Annotated in this window: 13 protein-coding genes; 7 read left to right on the top strand and 6 right to left on the bottom strand. The window is 69.8% G+C overall.

What is annotated here, in order from left to right; all coding sequences use genetic code 11:
• Positions 1 to 438: 438 nt before the first annotated feature.
• From metX to ACZ3HL_RS43040, 3 genes are all read right to left on the bottom strand, one after another.
• Positions 439 to 1,533: a homoserine O-acetyltransferase MetX gene (gene metX / locus ACZ3HL_RS43050; RefSeq protein WP_465537631.1), complete on the bottom strand. Its 1,095-nt coding sequence runs from the start codon at positions 1,531 to 1,533 to the stop codon at positions 439 to 441.
• Positions 1,530 to 2,831: a bifunctional o-acetylhomoserine/o-acetylserine sulfhydrylase gene (locus ACZ3HL_RS43045; protein ID WP_465420417.1), complete on the bottom strand. Its 1,302-nt coding sequence runs from the start codon at positions 2,829 to 2,831 to the stop codon at positions 1,530 to 1,532. The genes metX and ACZ3HL_RS43045 overlap by 4 nt, the downstream gene beginning before the upstream one ends.
• A 79-nt stretch (positions 2,832 to 2,910) precedes the next feature.
• Positions 2,911 to 3,309 (bottom strand): VOC family protein, encoded by a 399-nt coding sequence (locus ACZ3HL_RS43040; protein ID WP_465420419.1) that lies wholly within the window; start codon positions 3,307 to 3,309, stop codon positions 2,911 to 2,913.
• Positions 3,310 to 3,366: 57 nt separating this feature from the next.
• Here ACZ3HL_RS43040 and ACZ3HL_RS43035 point away from each other — a divergent pair, with 57 nt between their 5' ends.
• The 3 genes from ACZ3HL_RS43035 to ACZ3HL_RS43025 are packed head-to-tail and all read left to right on the top strand — an operon-like array spanning position 3,367 to position 5,741.
• Positions 3,367 to 3,717: a PadR family transcriptional regulator gene (locus ACZ3HL_RS43035; protein ID WP_465537629.1), complete on the top strand. Its 351-nt coding sequence runs from the start codon at positions 3,367 to 3,369 to the stop codon at positions 3,715 to 3,717.
• The gene (locus ACZ3HL_RS43030) at positions 3,714 to 4,151 is read left to right on the top strand and encodes a VOC family protein (RefSeq protein ID WP_465420423.1); all 438 of its coding nucleotides are present in this window, start codon (positions 3,714 to 3,716) and stop codon (positions 4,149 to 4,151) included. Before ACZ3HL_RS43035 ends, ACZ3HL_RS43030 begins: the two co-directional genes overlap by 4 nt.
• A gap of 36 nt (positions 4,152 to 4,187) precedes the next feature.
• Positions 4,188 to 5,741, top strand: coding sequence for a helix-turn-helix domain-containing protein (locus ACZ3HL_RS43025; RefSeq protein WP_465420425.1), 1,554 nt, complete (start codon positions 4,188 to 4,190; stop codon positions 5,739 to 5,741).
• Positions 5,742 to 5,863: 122 nt separating this feature from the next.
• Here ACZ3HL_RS43025 and ACZ3HL_RS43020 read toward each other — a convergent pair whose 3' ends face one another.
• The 3 genes from ACZ3HL_RS43020 to ACZ3HL_RS43010 all read right to left on the bottom strand — a co-directional run bounded on the left by ACZ3HL_RS43020 (position 5,864) and on the right by ACZ3HL_RS43010 (position 7,544).
• Positions 5,864 to 6,091, bottom strand: a complete 228-nt coding sequence (locus ACZ3HL_RS43020; RefSeq protein ID WP_034309241.1) for a hypothetical protein — start codon at positions 6,089 to 6,091, stop codon at positions 5,864 to 5,866.
• A gap of 62 nt (positions 6,092 to 6,153) precedes the next feature.
• The gene (locus ACZ3HL_RS43015; protein ID WP_465537627.1) at positions 6,154 to 6,603 is read right to left on the bottom strand and encodes a pyridoxamine 5'-phosphate oxidase family protein; all 450 of its coding nucleotides are present in this window, start codon (positions 6,601 to 6,603) and stop codon (positions 6,154 to 6,156) included.
• The gene (locus tag ACZ3HL_RS43010; RefSeq protein ID WP_465537625.1) at positions 6,603 to 7,544 is read right to left on the bottom strand and encodes a zinc-binding dehydrogenase; all 942 of its coding nucleotides are present in this window, start codon (positions 7,542 to 7,544) and stop codon (positions 6,603 to 6,605) included. The genes ACZ3HL_RS43015 and ACZ3HL_RS43010 overlap by 1 nt, the downstream gene beginning before the upstream one ends.
• A gap of 166 nt (positions 7,545 to 7,710) precedes the next feature.
• Here ACZ3HL_RS43010 and ald point away from each other — a divergent pair, with 166 nt between their 5' ends.
• From ald to ACZ3HL_RS42990, 4 genes are all read left to right on the top strand, one after another.
• Positions 7,711 to 8,826 (top strand): alanine dehydrogenase, encoded by a 1,116-nt coding sequence (ald, locus tag ACZ3HL_RS43005; RefSeq protein ID WP_257484472.1) that lies wholly within the window; start codon positions 7,711 to 7,713, stop codon positions 8,824 to 8,826.
• Positions 8,827 to 9,421: 595 nt separating this feature from the next.
• Positions 9,422 to 10,573, top strand: coding sequence for an ABC transporter ATP-binding protein (locus ACZ3HL_RS43000; protein ID WP_465537624.1), 1,152 nt, complete (start codon positions 9,422 to 9,424; stop codon positions 10,571 to 10,573).
• Positions 10,573 to 11,457 carry an ABC-2 transporter permease gene (locus ACZ3HL_RS42995; RefSeq protein ID WP_005150670.1) on the top strand — a complete coding sequence of 295 codons (885 nt, stop codon included), beginning with the start codon at positions 10,573 to 10,575 and terminating at the stop codon, positions 11,455 to 11,457. Before ACZ3HL_RS43000 ends, ACZ3HL_RS42995 begins: the two co-directional genes overlap by 1 nt.
• Positions 11,458 to 11,581: 124 nt before the next feature.
• Positions 11,582 to 15,304: an ABC transporter ATP-binding protein gene (locus ACZ3HL_RS42990; RefSeq protein ID WP_465537622.1), complete on the top strand. Its 3,723-nt coding sequence runs from the start codon at positions 11,582 to 11,584 to the stop codon at positions 15,302 to 15,304.
• The last annotated feature ends 296 nt before the right edge of the window (positions 15,305 to 15,600 follow it).

The raw sequence follows: 15,600 nt of genomic DNA, 5'->3' as shown, positions 1-15,600 counted from the left end.
GCCCCTCCGGGCGGCGGGGGGGGGGGTGGGGGTGGGTGTTGTGGGGGGGCGGTGGGGTGGGGTGGGCGTCCCCCACCCCCAGCCCCTACCCCCCCCCCCCCCCCCCCCCCCCCCCCCCCGCGCAAAGCACCCGAATCGGACACTAAGACGGATCGTGGCGTCCTTTATGGACGATCGGCGTCATGATCGGCTCAAGCGCGGCAGGGCTCGCAGCGAAGAGCCCCTTACCCTTCGATGAGTGGCGATTCGGGAACCGGCGGGGTTCCCAATGTCGCCTTTGAGACGCTCAGTGTCTCGAATGCGACATCGGGACACCGAGCACCGGCGCCAGGGCAAGCGATCCGGCGGGAACACGTTGCGAAAGCCACTTTCGCAACACTCAACGTTGCGAAAGTGGCTTTCGCAACGTCATCTGCGCACCGCCCGCAGACAACCGGCCTACCCGAGCAGCACCTTCACCAGCCGCCCGATCTGCTCGGTCTCGATCAGGAACGAGTCGTGCCCGTACGGCGACGCGATGACGGCGAACTCCGCCCCGTCGATCCCGTCCGCGATGGCCTGCGACTGGTACAGCGGGTAGAGCCGGTCGCTGTCCACCCCGGCCGCGACGGTGCGCGCGGTGACCCGGCCGAGCGCGTTCGCGACACCGCCCCGCCCACGTCCGACGTCGTGCGTGTTCATCGATTCGGTGAGCACCACGTAGCTCCCGGCGTCGAACCGGTGCGACAGCTTCCCGGCGTGATGGTCCAAATAGGACTCGACGGCGAACCGCCCGCCGCGCAGGGGGTCTTCACCGTCTTGGTAAAGACGCCCGAAGCGTTGCGCCAGTTCGGCTTCGCTGCGGTAGGTCGCGTGCGCGATCCGGCGCGCGATGCCGAGGCCGGCGTCCGGGCCGCCGCCGGGGACGTCATGGTAGTCGCCGCCGCGCCAGGCCGGATCGGCGCGGATGGCGTGCAGTTGCGGCGCGGCCCAGGCGATCTGGTCGGCCGACGCCCGCGCCGTCGACGCGAGCACGAGCAGTGCCGAGACCCGGTCCGGTTCGCTCACCGCCCATTCCAGTGCACGCATCCCGCCAAGGGAACCGCCGATCACCGCGGCCCACCGGCCGATGCCGAGGACGTCGGCGAGAACAACCTCGGCGGCCACCTGGTCCCGGACCGTCACGGCGGGAAACCTGCTGCCCCAAGGCTTTCCGTCCGGATGCCGCGAAGACGGACCGGTCGAGCCCTGGCAGCCGCCGAGCACGTTCGGGACCACGACGAAGAACGTGCCGGTGTCGATCGCCTTGCCCGGCCCGATCAGGCCGTCCCACCAGCCGGGGCTGACGTGACCTTCCTCCGCGGGACCGGCGGCGTGACTGTCCCCGGTCAGCGCGTGCTCGACGAGGATCGCGTTGGAGGCACTGGGATCCAGCGTCCCCCAGGTCTCGTAGGCGAGCGTGAAGGGCAGCGTCCCGCCGGTTTCGAGCGCCTGGACGCCGGTGACGAAGCGGCGGCGTCCAGGCGGCTCTCCCTCTCGCCACGCACCGGTCACAGAGCGGCCTTGGCCGCCCGGAATCCGGCCTCGAGATCGGCCTTGAGGTCCTCGATCCCTTCCAGCCCGACGGCGAGCCGCACGAGGCCCGGCGTGACACCGCTCGACAGCTGCTCCTCCGGCGTGAGCTGGCTGTGCGTCGTCGAGGCCGGGTGCACGATCAGGCTGCGCACGTCACCGATGTTGACCAGCTGGCTGTGCAGTTCCGTACCGTCCACAAAGGCCCGTCCGGCTTCGGCGCCGCCACGCAGGTCGAACGACAGCACCGCGCCGGCGCCCTTCGGCAGATACTTCTTCGCGGCCTCGTGATACGGGCTCGACGGCAGCCCGGCGTAGTACACCTTCTCGACCTCGTCGCGCTGCTCCAGCCATTCGGCCAGCGCCTGCGCGTTGGACACGTGCCGCTCCAGCCGCAGCGAAAGCGTCTCGATCCCTTGAAGGATCAGGAAGCTGTTCAATGGTGCGATCGCGGCGCCGGTGTCCCGCAGAATCTGGACCCGGGCCTTGGCGGCGAACGCGCCCGGGCCGAGGGCCTCCCAGTACTTCAGGCCGTGATAGCTCGGGTCGGCCTCGTTGAACCCGGGGAACCGCGCCGGGTCCTTGCCGAAGTCGAACGTGCCGCCGTCGACCAGCACCCCGGCGACCGTGGTGCCGTGCCCGCCGAGGTACTTGGTCGCCGAATGGACCACGATGTCGGCGCCGTGCTCGATCGGGCGCACGAGGTACGGCGTCGGCACCGTGTTGTCCACGACCAGCGGGACCCCGGACTCGTGCGCGGCGTCGGCGACCGCGCGGATGTCGAGCACGTTGCTGCCCGGGTTGGCCAGCGTCTCGGCGAAGAACAGCTTGGTGCCGGGCCGGACGGCCGCCTTCCACTGCTCGATGTCGTCCTGGTCCTCGACGAACGAGACCTCGATACCGAGTTTCGGCAGCGTGTAATGGAAAAGATTGTAGGTGCCGCCGTACAGCGACGGGCTGGAGACGAAATGGTCGCCCGCGTTCGCGAGGTTGAGGATGGCCGCCGTCGTCGCCGCGCTCCCGGAGGCGAAGGCCAGCGCCGCGACGCCGCCTTCGAGCGCGGCGAGCCGCTGCTCCAGCACGTCCTGCGTGGGATTGTTGATCCGCGTGTAGATGTTGCCGGGCTCGGCGAGGCTGAAGAGGTCGGCGCCGTGCCGGCTGTCGCGGAACACGTACGAGGTGGTCTGGTAGATCGGGGTCGCCCGCGCGCCGGTGGCGGTGTCCGGCGCCGCACCCGCGTGGATCTGCTTGGTCTCGAACGACCATCCGTCCGCGCTCATCGCGATTCTCCTAGCGGCTCAAGGGGTTTCGGCTGATGGCACCGAAGCTAGCTCCGCCGGGCGGAGCCCCCAACCGCTCTCAGGAGGTGGGATCCCTTTCCTGAAGGGCGAATCTGTTGCCCTCCGAGTCGGTGAACATCGCCCACCAGCCCCACGGCTGTTTCTCCGGCCGGGCGGGGAACTCGACTCCCTTCGCCGAAAGCTCCTCGTACGTCTTTTCGATGTCGTCGGCGTAGAAGAAGAAATTGCCCGTCGGGAGTTCGTCACGCACTTCGAACCGTTTACGGTCCTCCGGCGCGGTACTCAGGACGAGCGCCGTCGCACCATCGGCGGACGTGACCTCGACCCATCGATTCCCTTTGTCGTCGTACGGCACGTCGGTGGTGATCTCGAATCCGACGACTTCGGACCAGAACCGCTTCGCCCGGTCCTGGTCGGACACCCCGACGACGATCTTGTGCACGCCCCGTATCGCCACGGCAGGCTCCTTTGTATCCATCATGGATATAACGATATCGGAGTGTATGCTTCCCGGATGGCCGACGGCAACCCGCAGCTCACCCCCGCGGCGTTCCAGACCCTGCTGGCGCTCGCGAAGGGTCGCGCGCACGGCTACGCGATCATGGGTTTCGTCGACGAGGTGAGCGGCGGCACCGCCCAGCTCGGCCCGGGCACGCTGTACCGGACGCTGGCCAGGCTCGCCGCCGACGGCCTGGTCGAAGAGGCCCCGGACGCGAGCGAGGACCAGCCGCACGACTCGCGCCGCCGCTACTACCGGCTGACCCGCGCCGGCCGGGACGTCGCCGCCCGCGAGGCGGAGTTCCTGAGCAGGCTCGTCGCGGTGGCCGGGCAGGCCGGGCTGCTGAAGCGGGCGGAATCGGCATGAGCCGGGCGCTCGGCCTGGTGCCGCATCTGTTCGTCAAGGACGTCGACGCGTCGCTTTCCTTCTACGCCAAGGCGTTCGGGGCCGTGGAGCTGTTCCGCAACGTGCTGCCGAACGGAGTCGTGCTGTTCGTGGAAGTCGCGGTCGGCGACGCGCGGCTGCTGGTGAGCCAGGAGATCCCGCAGCTGGACGCGCTCGCGCCGTCGACCCTCGGCGGCACGCCGATGCTGCTGGTACTGGAGACCGAGGACCCCGACGACCTCGTGCGGCGCGCGGTGTTCGCGGGCGCCAGGGTGGAGGCGCCGGTCGAGGAGATGTTCTTCGGCGAGCGCTACGGCCGGATCGTCGATCCCGACGGTCACCGGTGGGCGCTGACGACCAAACGGGAGCGGTTCACGCCGGAGGACATCGACGCGCGGACGCCACGCGAGGTCTGACGTGTGCGGAGGTCCCACCTGCTGGACAATCGCCCCATGGTTTCCGTGCGCAGTGTCGTCGACCGGGTGGGGCCGACGCTGCTGCACGCCCTCCAGGTCCCCGAAGAGTCCCCGGCCGTCGGCGACGTCGTCATCGCCGAACCCGGCAACACCCTCGCCGCGGGCGACCTCGTCCTCGGCGTCGCGATCACCGAAACGCCGGACGCGGCGGAACTCGTCCGGCTCAGCGCGGCCAAAGGCGCCGCCGCCGTCCTGCTGAAACCGCCGCTAGCGGCGAAACCCTCGGTGAAACGAGCGGCGAAATCGGCGGACATCGCGTTGATCGAGGTGCGCTCGGCGACGTCGTGGGCCCAGCTCGTCTGGCTGCTCAGGACGGTCCTCGACGCGCTGGCCGACGAGTCGGACGCGCTGGAGGACGGCGGCGGCCCCGGTTCCGGTGACCTGTTCCGCCTCGCGGACGCCGTCGCTTCGGTGGTCGACGCGCCCGTGACCATCGAGGACACCAACTCGCGGGTGCTCGCCTACTCCGCCCGGCAGGACCTGACCGACTCGGCGCGCGTGTCCACGATCATGGGCCGCCGCATCCCCGACGACGTGCTCGCGCGATTCCGTTCGCGAGGGGTGTTCCGCGAGCTTTCCCGCGGGCGGCAGACGATCTTCGTACCCGCACAGCGCGACGGCACCCTGCCCCGGCTCATCGTGCCGATCCGGATGGGCGGCGAACTGCTGGGGTCGATGTGGGCGGTGGTCGCGGGCCCGGTCTCCGACGAACGCGCGGCCGCGTTCGCCGACGCGGCGCCCGTGGTCGCGCTGCACCTGCTGCGCCGCCGCGCGCACACCGATTCGCAACGCCGGGTCTCGGCCGAACTCCTGCGTGCCGTGCTGGAAGGGAAGGCCAGCCCACGCAAGGCGATCGCGGAACTCGACCTCTCCGAGGAGCCGCACCGCGTCGTCGTCATCGAAGTCGCCGGCGGCGACGGCCGCGACGACGAGGGCCTGCGGCTCGCCCTCCTCGAACGGATCTCGCAGGGTGTCGGCAGGCGGCCGGTGGCCACCGAACTCGGGGGCGTGCTCTACGCGGTCGTCCCGGACGGTGACGGCTGGGACGAGCTCCGGGCAGCACTCGAAGCCCTGCCGTCGTCGAGGAAGGGCGGGACACCGCGGGCGGCCGCGGGATCGGCCTGCGAAATCGGCGAACTCGCGACGTCGCGGCTTCAGGCCGACGAGGCGTTAGGGCTGCTTCGCGCGAAGCTGGTGCCCGGTCGCGTCGTGGTCTTCGACGAGGCGTGGACGGCCCTTTCGCTGCACCGCGGCGCGACGGCGGCGAGTACCTCGAAGGTCGCCGAGCTCGGCCCGCTCGGCTTGCTGCGCGCGCACGACGAAGCCCACGAGAGCGGCTACGTCGACACGCTCTATCAATGGTTGCGGCATCCCGGAGACCCGCGCGCGGCCGCGAAGGAACTCCGGATCCATCCCAACACCCTGCGGTACCGGATGCGGCGGCTGCTCGACCTCGTCCCGCTGGACCTCGACGATCCCGATGTCCGGCTGGCGTTGATCACGCAACTCGTTTCCCTGCGGTGGAGCTGAGTCAACTACAAAATGCTCGATATCGAACACTTTGTAGTTCGACAAAATCGTGCCCAGACGTCAGGAAAGGGTCTTTCAGAACGAGAAACGTCTTGAAAGACCCTTTCCTGACCTCCGACGGTTCAGTGCGCGCTGGCGCGATAACCGTCCTCAATGGTCTGCCGCACCGCGGCGAGCAGATCGGCGCCGGGGTAAAGCGGCAAAAGAACACCGGGGCCGCCGTCGACCCGCAGCGCGGCTTCGTAGCCGTTTCCCGGGGTTTCGACCAGGCCCACGATGACATCTGCCGGATTGCCTTCGGTGTCGACGGTGCGGACACGCCGCTCCCGCCGCCAGTCCTGATTTGTCATGCGGAACAGAATGGCAGCTTACCGGCCAGTAAGATCAACATCTTGACTCGATCGTGCTGCATTTACCGTTTCGCAGGTTGCACCGCCGCCCGCCATACCCGATACCCGAGGTCTTCGGCGATGAATCTCTTCGGCACCATCCGGACCCAGACGGTCCCTTTCACCTCCGGATCATCGTGGAGGTAAGAACGAAACCGCGTATCCCATTCGCGTTCGTCCTGACCGAGGTACCGGCTCAGCAGCCGCCGTCCACGGGGGACATCGAACGGCAGCACCTCGGCTTCACCGCGCGCGAGCACTTGCCGCACGAGGCCGGTGCCGACGTCGCACACGTCGACGGTCACCGCGATCGACGGCGATTCGCGGACGAGACCGGCCAGCCGCGCCCACGGCCCGGTCAGGATCCAAAAAGCCCGCTTCTCCCAGAGGTACCAGGTCGGGCGCACGGTCGGCCCGGCCGCGGCGACCCTGGCGGTGAGCGGACCGGCGAGGAATTCGTCGACGTCGAACATCAGACCTCGAGCAAGGTCTTGCCGAGCGCGCCACGCGACTGCATGACCGCGTGCGCGTCGGCCGCCCGTTCGAGCGGGAATCGTTGACCGATCACGGGTTCCAGCCGTCCGGCGGCCGCTTCGGCGAGCGCCGACCCGGTGAACGCCCGCATCTCGGCCGGTCCACCGAGGCCCCGGATCACCGTGACCCCGCGCGCGGCGGCGTCCTCTTCGGACACCTCCGTCCACGAACCACTCGACAGCCCGTAGATCAGCATCCGGCCGCCCGGCTTCAGCAATCCGAACGACGTCCGCCCGATCTCGCCGCCGACCCCGTCGAACACGACGTCGACCTCGCCCGCCTTCGCCGCCCAGCCCGGCTCGCGGTAGTCGACCGCCACATCCGCACCGTGCTCCCGGACGTGCTCCGTCTTCGCCGCGCCACCCGCCGCGCCGACGACCTCGGCACCGGCGGCCTTGGCGAGCTGGACGACCAGCCCGCCGACGCCGCCCGCCGCGGCCTCGACCAGCACGCGCTCGCCGGGACGGATCCCCGCGGCGGTCACCAGCGCGGTCGCCGTGCGGCCGTCGGCGAGGATCGCCACCGCGGCGTCGAGGGCCAGACCGTCCGGCACCTCGAAGACACCGTCGGCGGCGACCGCGACCCGCTCCGCGTATCCGCCGGAACCGCCCGTCGAGGTGACGACGCGGCTGCCGACCAGGCCGGGGTCGACCCCCTCCCCGACCGCGCTGATCACGCCGCCGACGCCGTTGCCGGGGATCATCGGCAGCTCGGCGCGGAACGGCCCGCCCCCGCCGGCGCGGAACTGTGTCTCGACGAACGTGATGTTGGCGAACGCCACCTCGACCAGGACCTGGCCCGCTGCGGGCACCGGATCCGGGGCGTCACCCGCGACGAGCACTTCGGGCCCGCCGAACTCTTTCAACCACACGGCTCTCATGTGACCCAAGGTGCAAGCTCCAGTTGACTGGAGGTCAAGCGATTGTGCTCGCGAAACCATGATCTGTTCCCAACACTGTCGCGCGCAAACGATGACACCGCCGTCCGGGTGGCTCACCGTGAGTGGCAGCACCTTTGTTCGCAGACCCGCCGCCAGGAGGCCTTCCGTGCGTATCGCCGTCCCCCGTGAGATCAAGAAGCACGAATACCGGGTGGCGCTCACCCCGGCGGGCGTGCACGAACTGACCGGGCGCGGCCACGACGTCTTCGTCGAGACCGGCGCCGGCCTCGGCTCGTCCATCACCGACGAGGAGTACGTCACCGCGGGCGCGAAGATCCTCGCGACCGCGGAAGAGACCTGGGCCGAAGGCGAGCTCGTGCTCAAGGTCAAGGAGCCGATCGCCGAGGAGTACCCGCGGCTGCGCGCCGACCAGGTGCTGTTCACCTACCTGCACATCGCCGCGGACCGGCCGCTGACCGACGCGCTGCTGGCCGCGGGCACCACCGCGATCGCCTACGAGACGGTGCAGACCCCGAACCGCGCGCTGCCGCTGCTCGCGCCGATGTCCGAGGTCGCCGGACGGCTGGCCCCGCAGGTTGGCGCGTTCTCGCTGATGAAGCCGAGCGGTGGCCGCGGTGTGCTGCCCGGCGGCATCCCCGGTGTGCACCCGGCGCGCGTGGTCGTCATCGGTGGCGGTGTCGCGGGCCTCAACGCCGCGCGGGTCGCGCTCGGCCTCGGCTCGGACGTCGAAATCCTCGACACGAACGTCGACCGGCTCCGCCAGATCGACAACGACTTCGGCGGCCGCATCCGCACGGTGACCTCCAACGCGCTGTCGGTGGAGCAGTCCGTGCTGGAGGCCGACATGGTCATCGGCGCGGTGCTCGTGCCCGGCGCGAAGGCGCCGAAGCTGGTCTCGAACGAGCTCGTCTCGCGGATGCGCCCGGGCAGTGTGCTGGTGGACATCGCGATCGACCAGGGCGGCTGCTTCGCCGACTCGCGGCCGACCACGCACGACGAGCCGACCTACAAGGTCCACGAGTCGGTGTTCTACTGCGTCGCGAACATGCCGGGCGCGGTGCCCCGGACGTCGACCTATGGGCTGACCAACGTGACGCTGCCGTACGCCGTCCAGCTGGCGGAACACGGTTGGCTGAAGGCACTGCAGGCCGACGCTTCGCTGGCGAAGGGCCTCAACACGCACGCGGGCGCCCTGACCAACGCCCCCGTCGCCGCCGCGCACGGCCTGCCGGCCACCGACCTGGCCGACGTCCTGGCCTGACCCCCACGCCACACTCCCACGCGAGGGACCTTTGCCACCCAGTGCGCAAAGGTCCCCTCGCTCCTTTTATGGACAGCATCACCAACTCTGGTACCGATGGTCACCAGGCCACGGCGCCCCGCGCCGTAGGCCGACCACCTCGCCAACCGGCGGCGACCGCACCGCGGGGGTCCGGGGGGCTCGGCCCCCCGGGTGATACGACGAAGCCCCACCTCGGGGAAGGTGCGCAAGCACCGACCAAGGTGGGGCAAAGGGGCTGAGGGCGGCCCGCTCAACCAGCCTGGGGGTCACTGGGAGCGGGCCGCCTCCTCCATCGTAGGTAATAAGTCGCCGTCGCGCTGCATGGGGTTGCCATGTCTTCCGAATTATTTGTTCACCGGAACCCTTGATGGTCGGTGATTTTCCATGCTCGACGGCGCATATGCGGTAGTCAGCGGCCATTCGGCGCAGTGGCGGGTGCACCGGCGGGCGGAGTCGTCCCCGGTCCGAACGTGACGAAGGTCGCTTTCGGCGGATTGACCCCTTCCTCGGGTACGGACTCACCCCGTGAGGCAGGATGTCGCGTGATCGGCCTTCGTCAACAAAAGGGGACGGTATGCACGACGGCAGTGGCCGCATCGCGGTGCAGAATCTGAGCAAGCAGTTCGGTGCGGTCAACGCGGTCCAGAATCTGAGCTTCACGGTGGAGCCCGGTTCGGTGACCGGCTTCCTGGGGCCCAACGGGGCCGGGAAGACCACGACGCTGAGGATGCTGCTCGGGCTGGTGACGCCCACGAACGGCACGGCGACCATCAACGGGCGCCCGCACGACCAGCTGGGGAATCCGGCGCGGGTCGTCGGTTCGGTGCTGGAGAACGAGGGCTTCCACCCCGGCCGGACCGCGCGGAATCACCTGCGCGTGTACTCGGCGGCGATCGGGATGCCGGATCAGCGGGTGGACGAGGTTCTGGGGTTGGTCGGCCTTTCGTCGGCGGCGGACCGCAAGGCGGGCGGGTTCTCGCTCGGTATGCGGCAGCGGCTGGCGCTGGCGACGGCGTTGCTGGGGAACCCGCAGGTGCTGGTGCTGGACGAGCCGACGAACGGTCTCGACCCCGAGGGCATCCTGTGGTTGCGGAATTTCCTGCGCGCCTACGCGCGTGAGGGGCGCACGGTGCTGGTCTCGAGCCACCTGCTGAACGAGGTGGAGCAGACGATCGACCAGGTCGTGATCATCAGCCAGGGCATGACGCGCTACAACGGCTCGCTGGACCAGTTGCGCAAGAGCAACCAGTCCCGGGTGCTGGTGCAGTCCGCCGACGCGAACGGCCTCGTCTCCGCGTTGCAGGAGGCGGGGATCACGCAGGTCTCGCCGATGCCGGACGGCCGTGTCGCGGTGTCGGGTGCGACGGTTCAGCAGATCGGTGACATCTCCGCCAAGGCGAGCATCGCGGTCTACGGCATGCAGGAGGAGACCGCGGATCTGGAGCGGATGTTCTTCCAGCTGACGCAGGGCCAGTACGCCGCGCCGCCGCCCGGTTTCCAGCAGGGCCCGCCGCCGGGTTACCAGCAGGGTCCGCCTCCGGGTTACCAGGGCCCGCCGCCCGGTTATCAGGGGCCGCCTCCCGGCTACGCGCCGCAGAACACTCCGCCGCCCGGTTTCGCGCCGCCGCAGCAGCAGTTCCAGCAGCAGCAACCGCAGTATCAGCAGGCCCCGCCTCAGCAGCAGGCGCAGCAGGGCCAGAACGAGGGCTGGGGAGGCCAGGGCTGATGGGCAACCTGATCAAGGCGGAGTTCCGCAAGACGCTCACGCTCAAGGCGTGGTGGGCGCTGATGATCCCCGCGGTGGTCTTCGCTTTCGCGTTCGCCCTGTTCTGGGGCATGGTCACCAACGACTTCAGCGACTTCCTCGGCCGGTCCGACACCCGTGAGCTGACCGAGGCGCTCGGCATCTCGACCGGCGAACTGCCCGTCGGGCTGCTCGCGCTCGGGCACGGCATCAACATCGGCACGATGATCCCGATCATCTTCGGTGTCTTCGCCCTCGCCGGCGAGTACACGAAGAAGACGATCACCACGACGTTCCTCACCGCCCCGAACCGGGTTTCGGCGTTGAGCGCGAAGATGATCACCTACATCGCGTGGGGCGCGATCTACGGCGTGATCATCGTGGGCGCGGCGAGCCTCGGCACCGTGATCACGGTCGACAGCCAGCGCCTGCCGACGGCGGGCCAGTGGCTGGGCGTGCTCGGCGCGGGTGTCCTCGCGACGATCCTGGCGACCCTGTTCGGTATCGGGGTCGGCGCGGTCTGGCGCAGCGTGGTCGGCAGCATCATCACGCTGACCATCTGGATGCTGGTGGTCGAGAACGTGCTGGTGTTCGTCATGTTCGGCGCCGCCGACATCACGTGGCTGGGCGGCGTCCTGCCGAACGGCACGGTCAACGGCATCGTGGGCGCCATCGGCGCCGAGGCGTTCGGCGCGGCCGGGGTGAAGGTGCCCGGTCTGCAGGACGAGACGGCGTGGGCGCTCCAGTACGCGGCCGGTGCGCCCGGCGCGTTCTCGTGGTGGGCCTCGGCGCTGATCTTCTTCGGCTGGACGATGATCTTCTTCCTGGCCGGCTGGGCCGTGAACCAGAAGAAGGACATCACCTGAGTCACACTCACCCGTGACCTGAAAGGTCCCTTCATCGCGAAATCGGCGATGAAGGGACCTTTCATCGCATTCGGCCCTGCGCGAACCCGCCGATCCTGTCGGTGGGGCCGCATAGGCTGACGGGGTGACCACTGCTCCACCTCGTCCGCGTCAAGCCAGTCCGGCTCGTGAGACCGCCCCCGCGCCCGCCGGAGGCTGGATCCGCCGCCTGGCCGCTTCGTGCTGGAAACATCCTTGGCTGGTCGTGCTTTCGCTGGGCGCGGCGATCATCGGCGTCGGGCTCCAGGCCGCCGGTCCGCTGTTGATCCGCGAGGCGCTGGACGACGCCGTCGCGGGCGACACCTCCCGGCTCGGCCTGCTCGCCACGGTGATGGCGGTGCTGCAGGTGCTGACCTTCGGCAACGCGTTCGCCCGCCGGTACGTCGGCGGGCGGCTGGCCCTCGACGTCCAGCACGATCTGCGCCGTCAGGTGTTCAACGCGGTCTCCCGGCTCGACGGCGGCAAGCAGGACGCGCTGCGCACCGGTCAGGTCGCCTCCCGCGCGATCTCGGATCTGCAGCTGGTCACGTCGGTCCTGATGCAGGTGCCGCTGTCGGCGGGTTCGGTGATCTTCGCGCTGTTGTCGCTCGGCGCGATGCTGTGGATGTCGCCGACGCTGACGCTGATCGCGATGGTGGTCGCCCCGGCGATCGCGATCATCATGGCGGTGAGCCGGAAACGGCTCTTCCCGGCGACGTGGGCGGCCCAGCAGCGCGCGGCCGACGTCGCGCAGCAGGTCGAGGAGACCGTCACCGGCGTACGCGTCGTGAAGGGCTTCGGCCAGGAGGCGCGCGAAGTCGCGAAGCTGGAGAAGACGGCGAAGAAGCTCTTCGCAGAACGCATGCGCGCGGCCCGGCTCTCGTCTTTGCCGACGGCCACGACGGCCGCGCTCCCCGCGGCGGGCCAGGTCGCGGTGCTGGCGGTCGGCGGCATCCTCGCGCTGAAGGGCGAAGTCAGCCTCGGCACCTTCCTGGCGTTCGCGACCTATCTGTCCATCCTCATCGGCCCGGCGAGGATGATCTCCAGCCTCGTCGTCCAGGCCCAGCTGACCAGGGCGGGCGCGGAACGGGTCAACGAGCTGATCGACGCACAGCCGGACGTCGTCGACAGTCCGGACGCGCGTCCGTTGCCCGAAGGCCCGCTCGGCGTCCGGCTGGAAGACGTCTCCTTCGGCTACACACGGTCGGATCCCGTGCTCGACGGTCTCACGCTGGAGGCCCGGCCGGGCGAGACGCTCGCGCTGGTCGGCACGGCCGGGTCCGGCAAGTCGACGATCTCCTTGCTGCTCCCCCGGTTCTACGACGTGCACAGCGGCTCGGTCCAGGTCGGCGACCTCGACGTCCGCGACGTCCGGCAGCACGACCTGCGCAGCGTGATCGGCGTGGTCTTCGAGGAGGCGTTCCTCTTCTCCTCATCGGTGCGCGACAACATCGCCTACGGCAGGCCGGACGCGAGCGACGAGGAGATCCGCGCGGCCGCGCGGGCGGCGGAGGCGGACGAGTTCATCCAGCGCCTCCCCCAGGGCTACGACACGCTCGTCGGCGAGCGCGGTCTCACGCTGTCGGGCGGCCAGCGGCAGCGGCTCGGCCTCGCCAGAGCGCTGATGACCGATCCGCGGGTACTGGTCCTCGACGACGCGACGTCCGCCATCGACACGGTCACCGAGGCGGCGATCCACGACACGCTGCGTTCGGTCACCGCGAGCCGGACGACGCTGCTGATCGCGCACCGCCGCTCCACCCTCGCCCTCGCCGACCGGATCGCCGTGCTCGACAAGGGCCGCGTCGTCGACGTCGGCACCGAGGAGGAGCTGCTCGCGCGCTGTCCGCTGTTCCGCGAACTCGTCGCCGGTCCGGGTGACGACGTCGAGGAACCACATCGTTGCGAGGGACTGGACTGCGGCCCCTCGGGAATCACCCCGGCGCTGTGGCCGGAGCAGGACAAGGCCGACGAGCTGGCGGGCGAGCGGAAGGGTTCGGGCGGCGAATGGGACGTCGACCTGCCGCCGAGCCAGGAGCTCATCGATGGCGTCCGGAAACTGCCGCCCGCCACGGACGTCCCGCGCCTGCCGGGCACCGACGTCACCGCGCCCGAACCGAAGTTCCGCCTCGGCCGCCTGCTGAAGCCGGTGCGCGGCCCGCTGGCCGTGGTGATCGGGCTGGTCGCGGCGGACGCGCTGGCCACCATCGCGATGCCCGCGCTCTATCAGTACGGCATCGACAGCGGGGTGCGCGCCGGGGCGGAGGCGGTGATCTGGCTGGCCGCCGGCATCGGCGCGCTGGTGATCCTCACGGACTGGCTGGTGGTCTACCTCCAGACCAAGATGACCGCGCGGGTCGGCGAGACGGTGCTGTATTCGCTGCGCGTCCGCAGTTACGCCCATCTGCAACGGCTCGGGCTCGACTTCTACGAACGCGAACTGTCCGGGAAGATCATGACCCGGATGACGACCGACGTCGACGCGCTCTCGACGTTCCTGCAGACCGGTGTCGCGCAGGCCGTGGTGAGCGCGCTGACACTGGTCGGGATCGCGGCGGCGCTGATGATCACCGACATCGGGCTGGCCGCGTACGCGCTCGCGGTGCTGCCGATCCTCGTCGTGGCGACGGTGATCTTCCGGCGGGCGTCGTCCAAGGCGTACACCGAAGCCCGGGAGCGGGTCAGCGTCGTCAACGCGGACATGCAGGAGAACGTCAACGGGCTGCGGGTCGCGCAGGCGTACACGCGCGAGGAGCGGACGGCGGAGAAGTTCGCTTCCCGCAGCGACGAGTACCGCCGTTCGCGGCTGCGTGCCCAACGCTATGTCGCGACGTACTTTCCTTTCGCGGCAATGCTTTCCGGATTGGCCGAGGTGGTCGTGCTGATCGTCGGCGCGAACCGGGTCGCGGCGGGCACACTGTCGGCCGGTGTACTGGTGGCGTTCCTGTTGTACCTCGGCCAGTTCTTCTCGCCGATCCAGCAGCTGTCCTCGGTGTTCGACGGCTATCAGCAGGCGCGGGTCGGCCTGACGCGGATCGGCGATCTCCTGCGCACGCCGACTTCCGTTCCGGCGGCGGGGAAACCGGTCCCGGTGCCGGAGCGGCTGCGTGGCGAGGTCTCCTTCAAGGACGTCGATTTCGCTTACACCGCAACGGACGACCCCGCGCTCAAGCAGCTGACACTGGAGGTCGCGCCCGGGGAGACAGTCGCACTGGTCGGTGCGACTGGAGCCGGGAAGTCGACGGCGGTGAAGCTCGTCGCGCGTTTCTACGACGCGACAGCCGGTGTGGTCCGGATCGACGGCACCGACATCCGCGAGTACGACCTGGCCGCCCTGCGCACGCGAATGGGCGTGGTACCGCAGGAAGCGCATCTGTTCTCGGGGACCGTCGCGGACAATGTGCGCTACGGCAGGCCTTCCGCGACGGACGCGGAGGTCGAGGAAGCGGTGCGCTCCGTCGGCGCACTCGACGGTGTCGCCGCGCTCCCCGCCGGTTTCCACCAGCCCGTCGGTGAACGAGGACGGTCCCTTTCGGCCGGGCAACGGCAACTCGTCGCCCTCGCCCGCGCCGAGCTCGTGGATCCGGACGTCCTCCTGCTCGACGAGGCGACCGCGGCACTGGACCCGTCCACCGAAGCCGCCGTCCTGCGCGCGACGGAACAGCTCGCGCGCCGCCGCACGACCTTCGTGGTCGCGCACCGCCTCGCCACCGCCGCCAAGGCGGACCGGATCGTGGTGCTGGACCACGGCCGGATCATCGAACAGGGCACGCACGCCGAACTGGTCGCGGCGGACGGTCACTACGCGCGCCTTTGGTCCCTCGGCTGACCACGTCCCGTGACTGGATGGCCGACACCCGTGTCGGGATGGACGACACACGTGCTTGGGCGGACGACGCGTGGCGGATCCCCGGCCGCAGTCGTGTCGTCCATCCAGTCACGCGTGTCGTCCGCCCAGTCACGCGTGTCGTCCGTCCAGTCACGTGACCTCGCCGGTGCTGACAAGCCTCACCGGCGGAGGGCGTTGGGGGGTCCCCCATAGGCACCAGCAACAAATGGGAAAGTGGGGTGGGCAACCCCCCCCCCCCCCCCACCCCCCCCCCCCGGGGCCCCCCAGGCGCGGGT

This window comes from Amycolatopsis sp. NPDC000009 (assembly GCF_055563465.1).
Note: the sequence above shows the minus strand (reverse complement) of the source record. Positions and strands in the feature narration are given on the sequence as shown.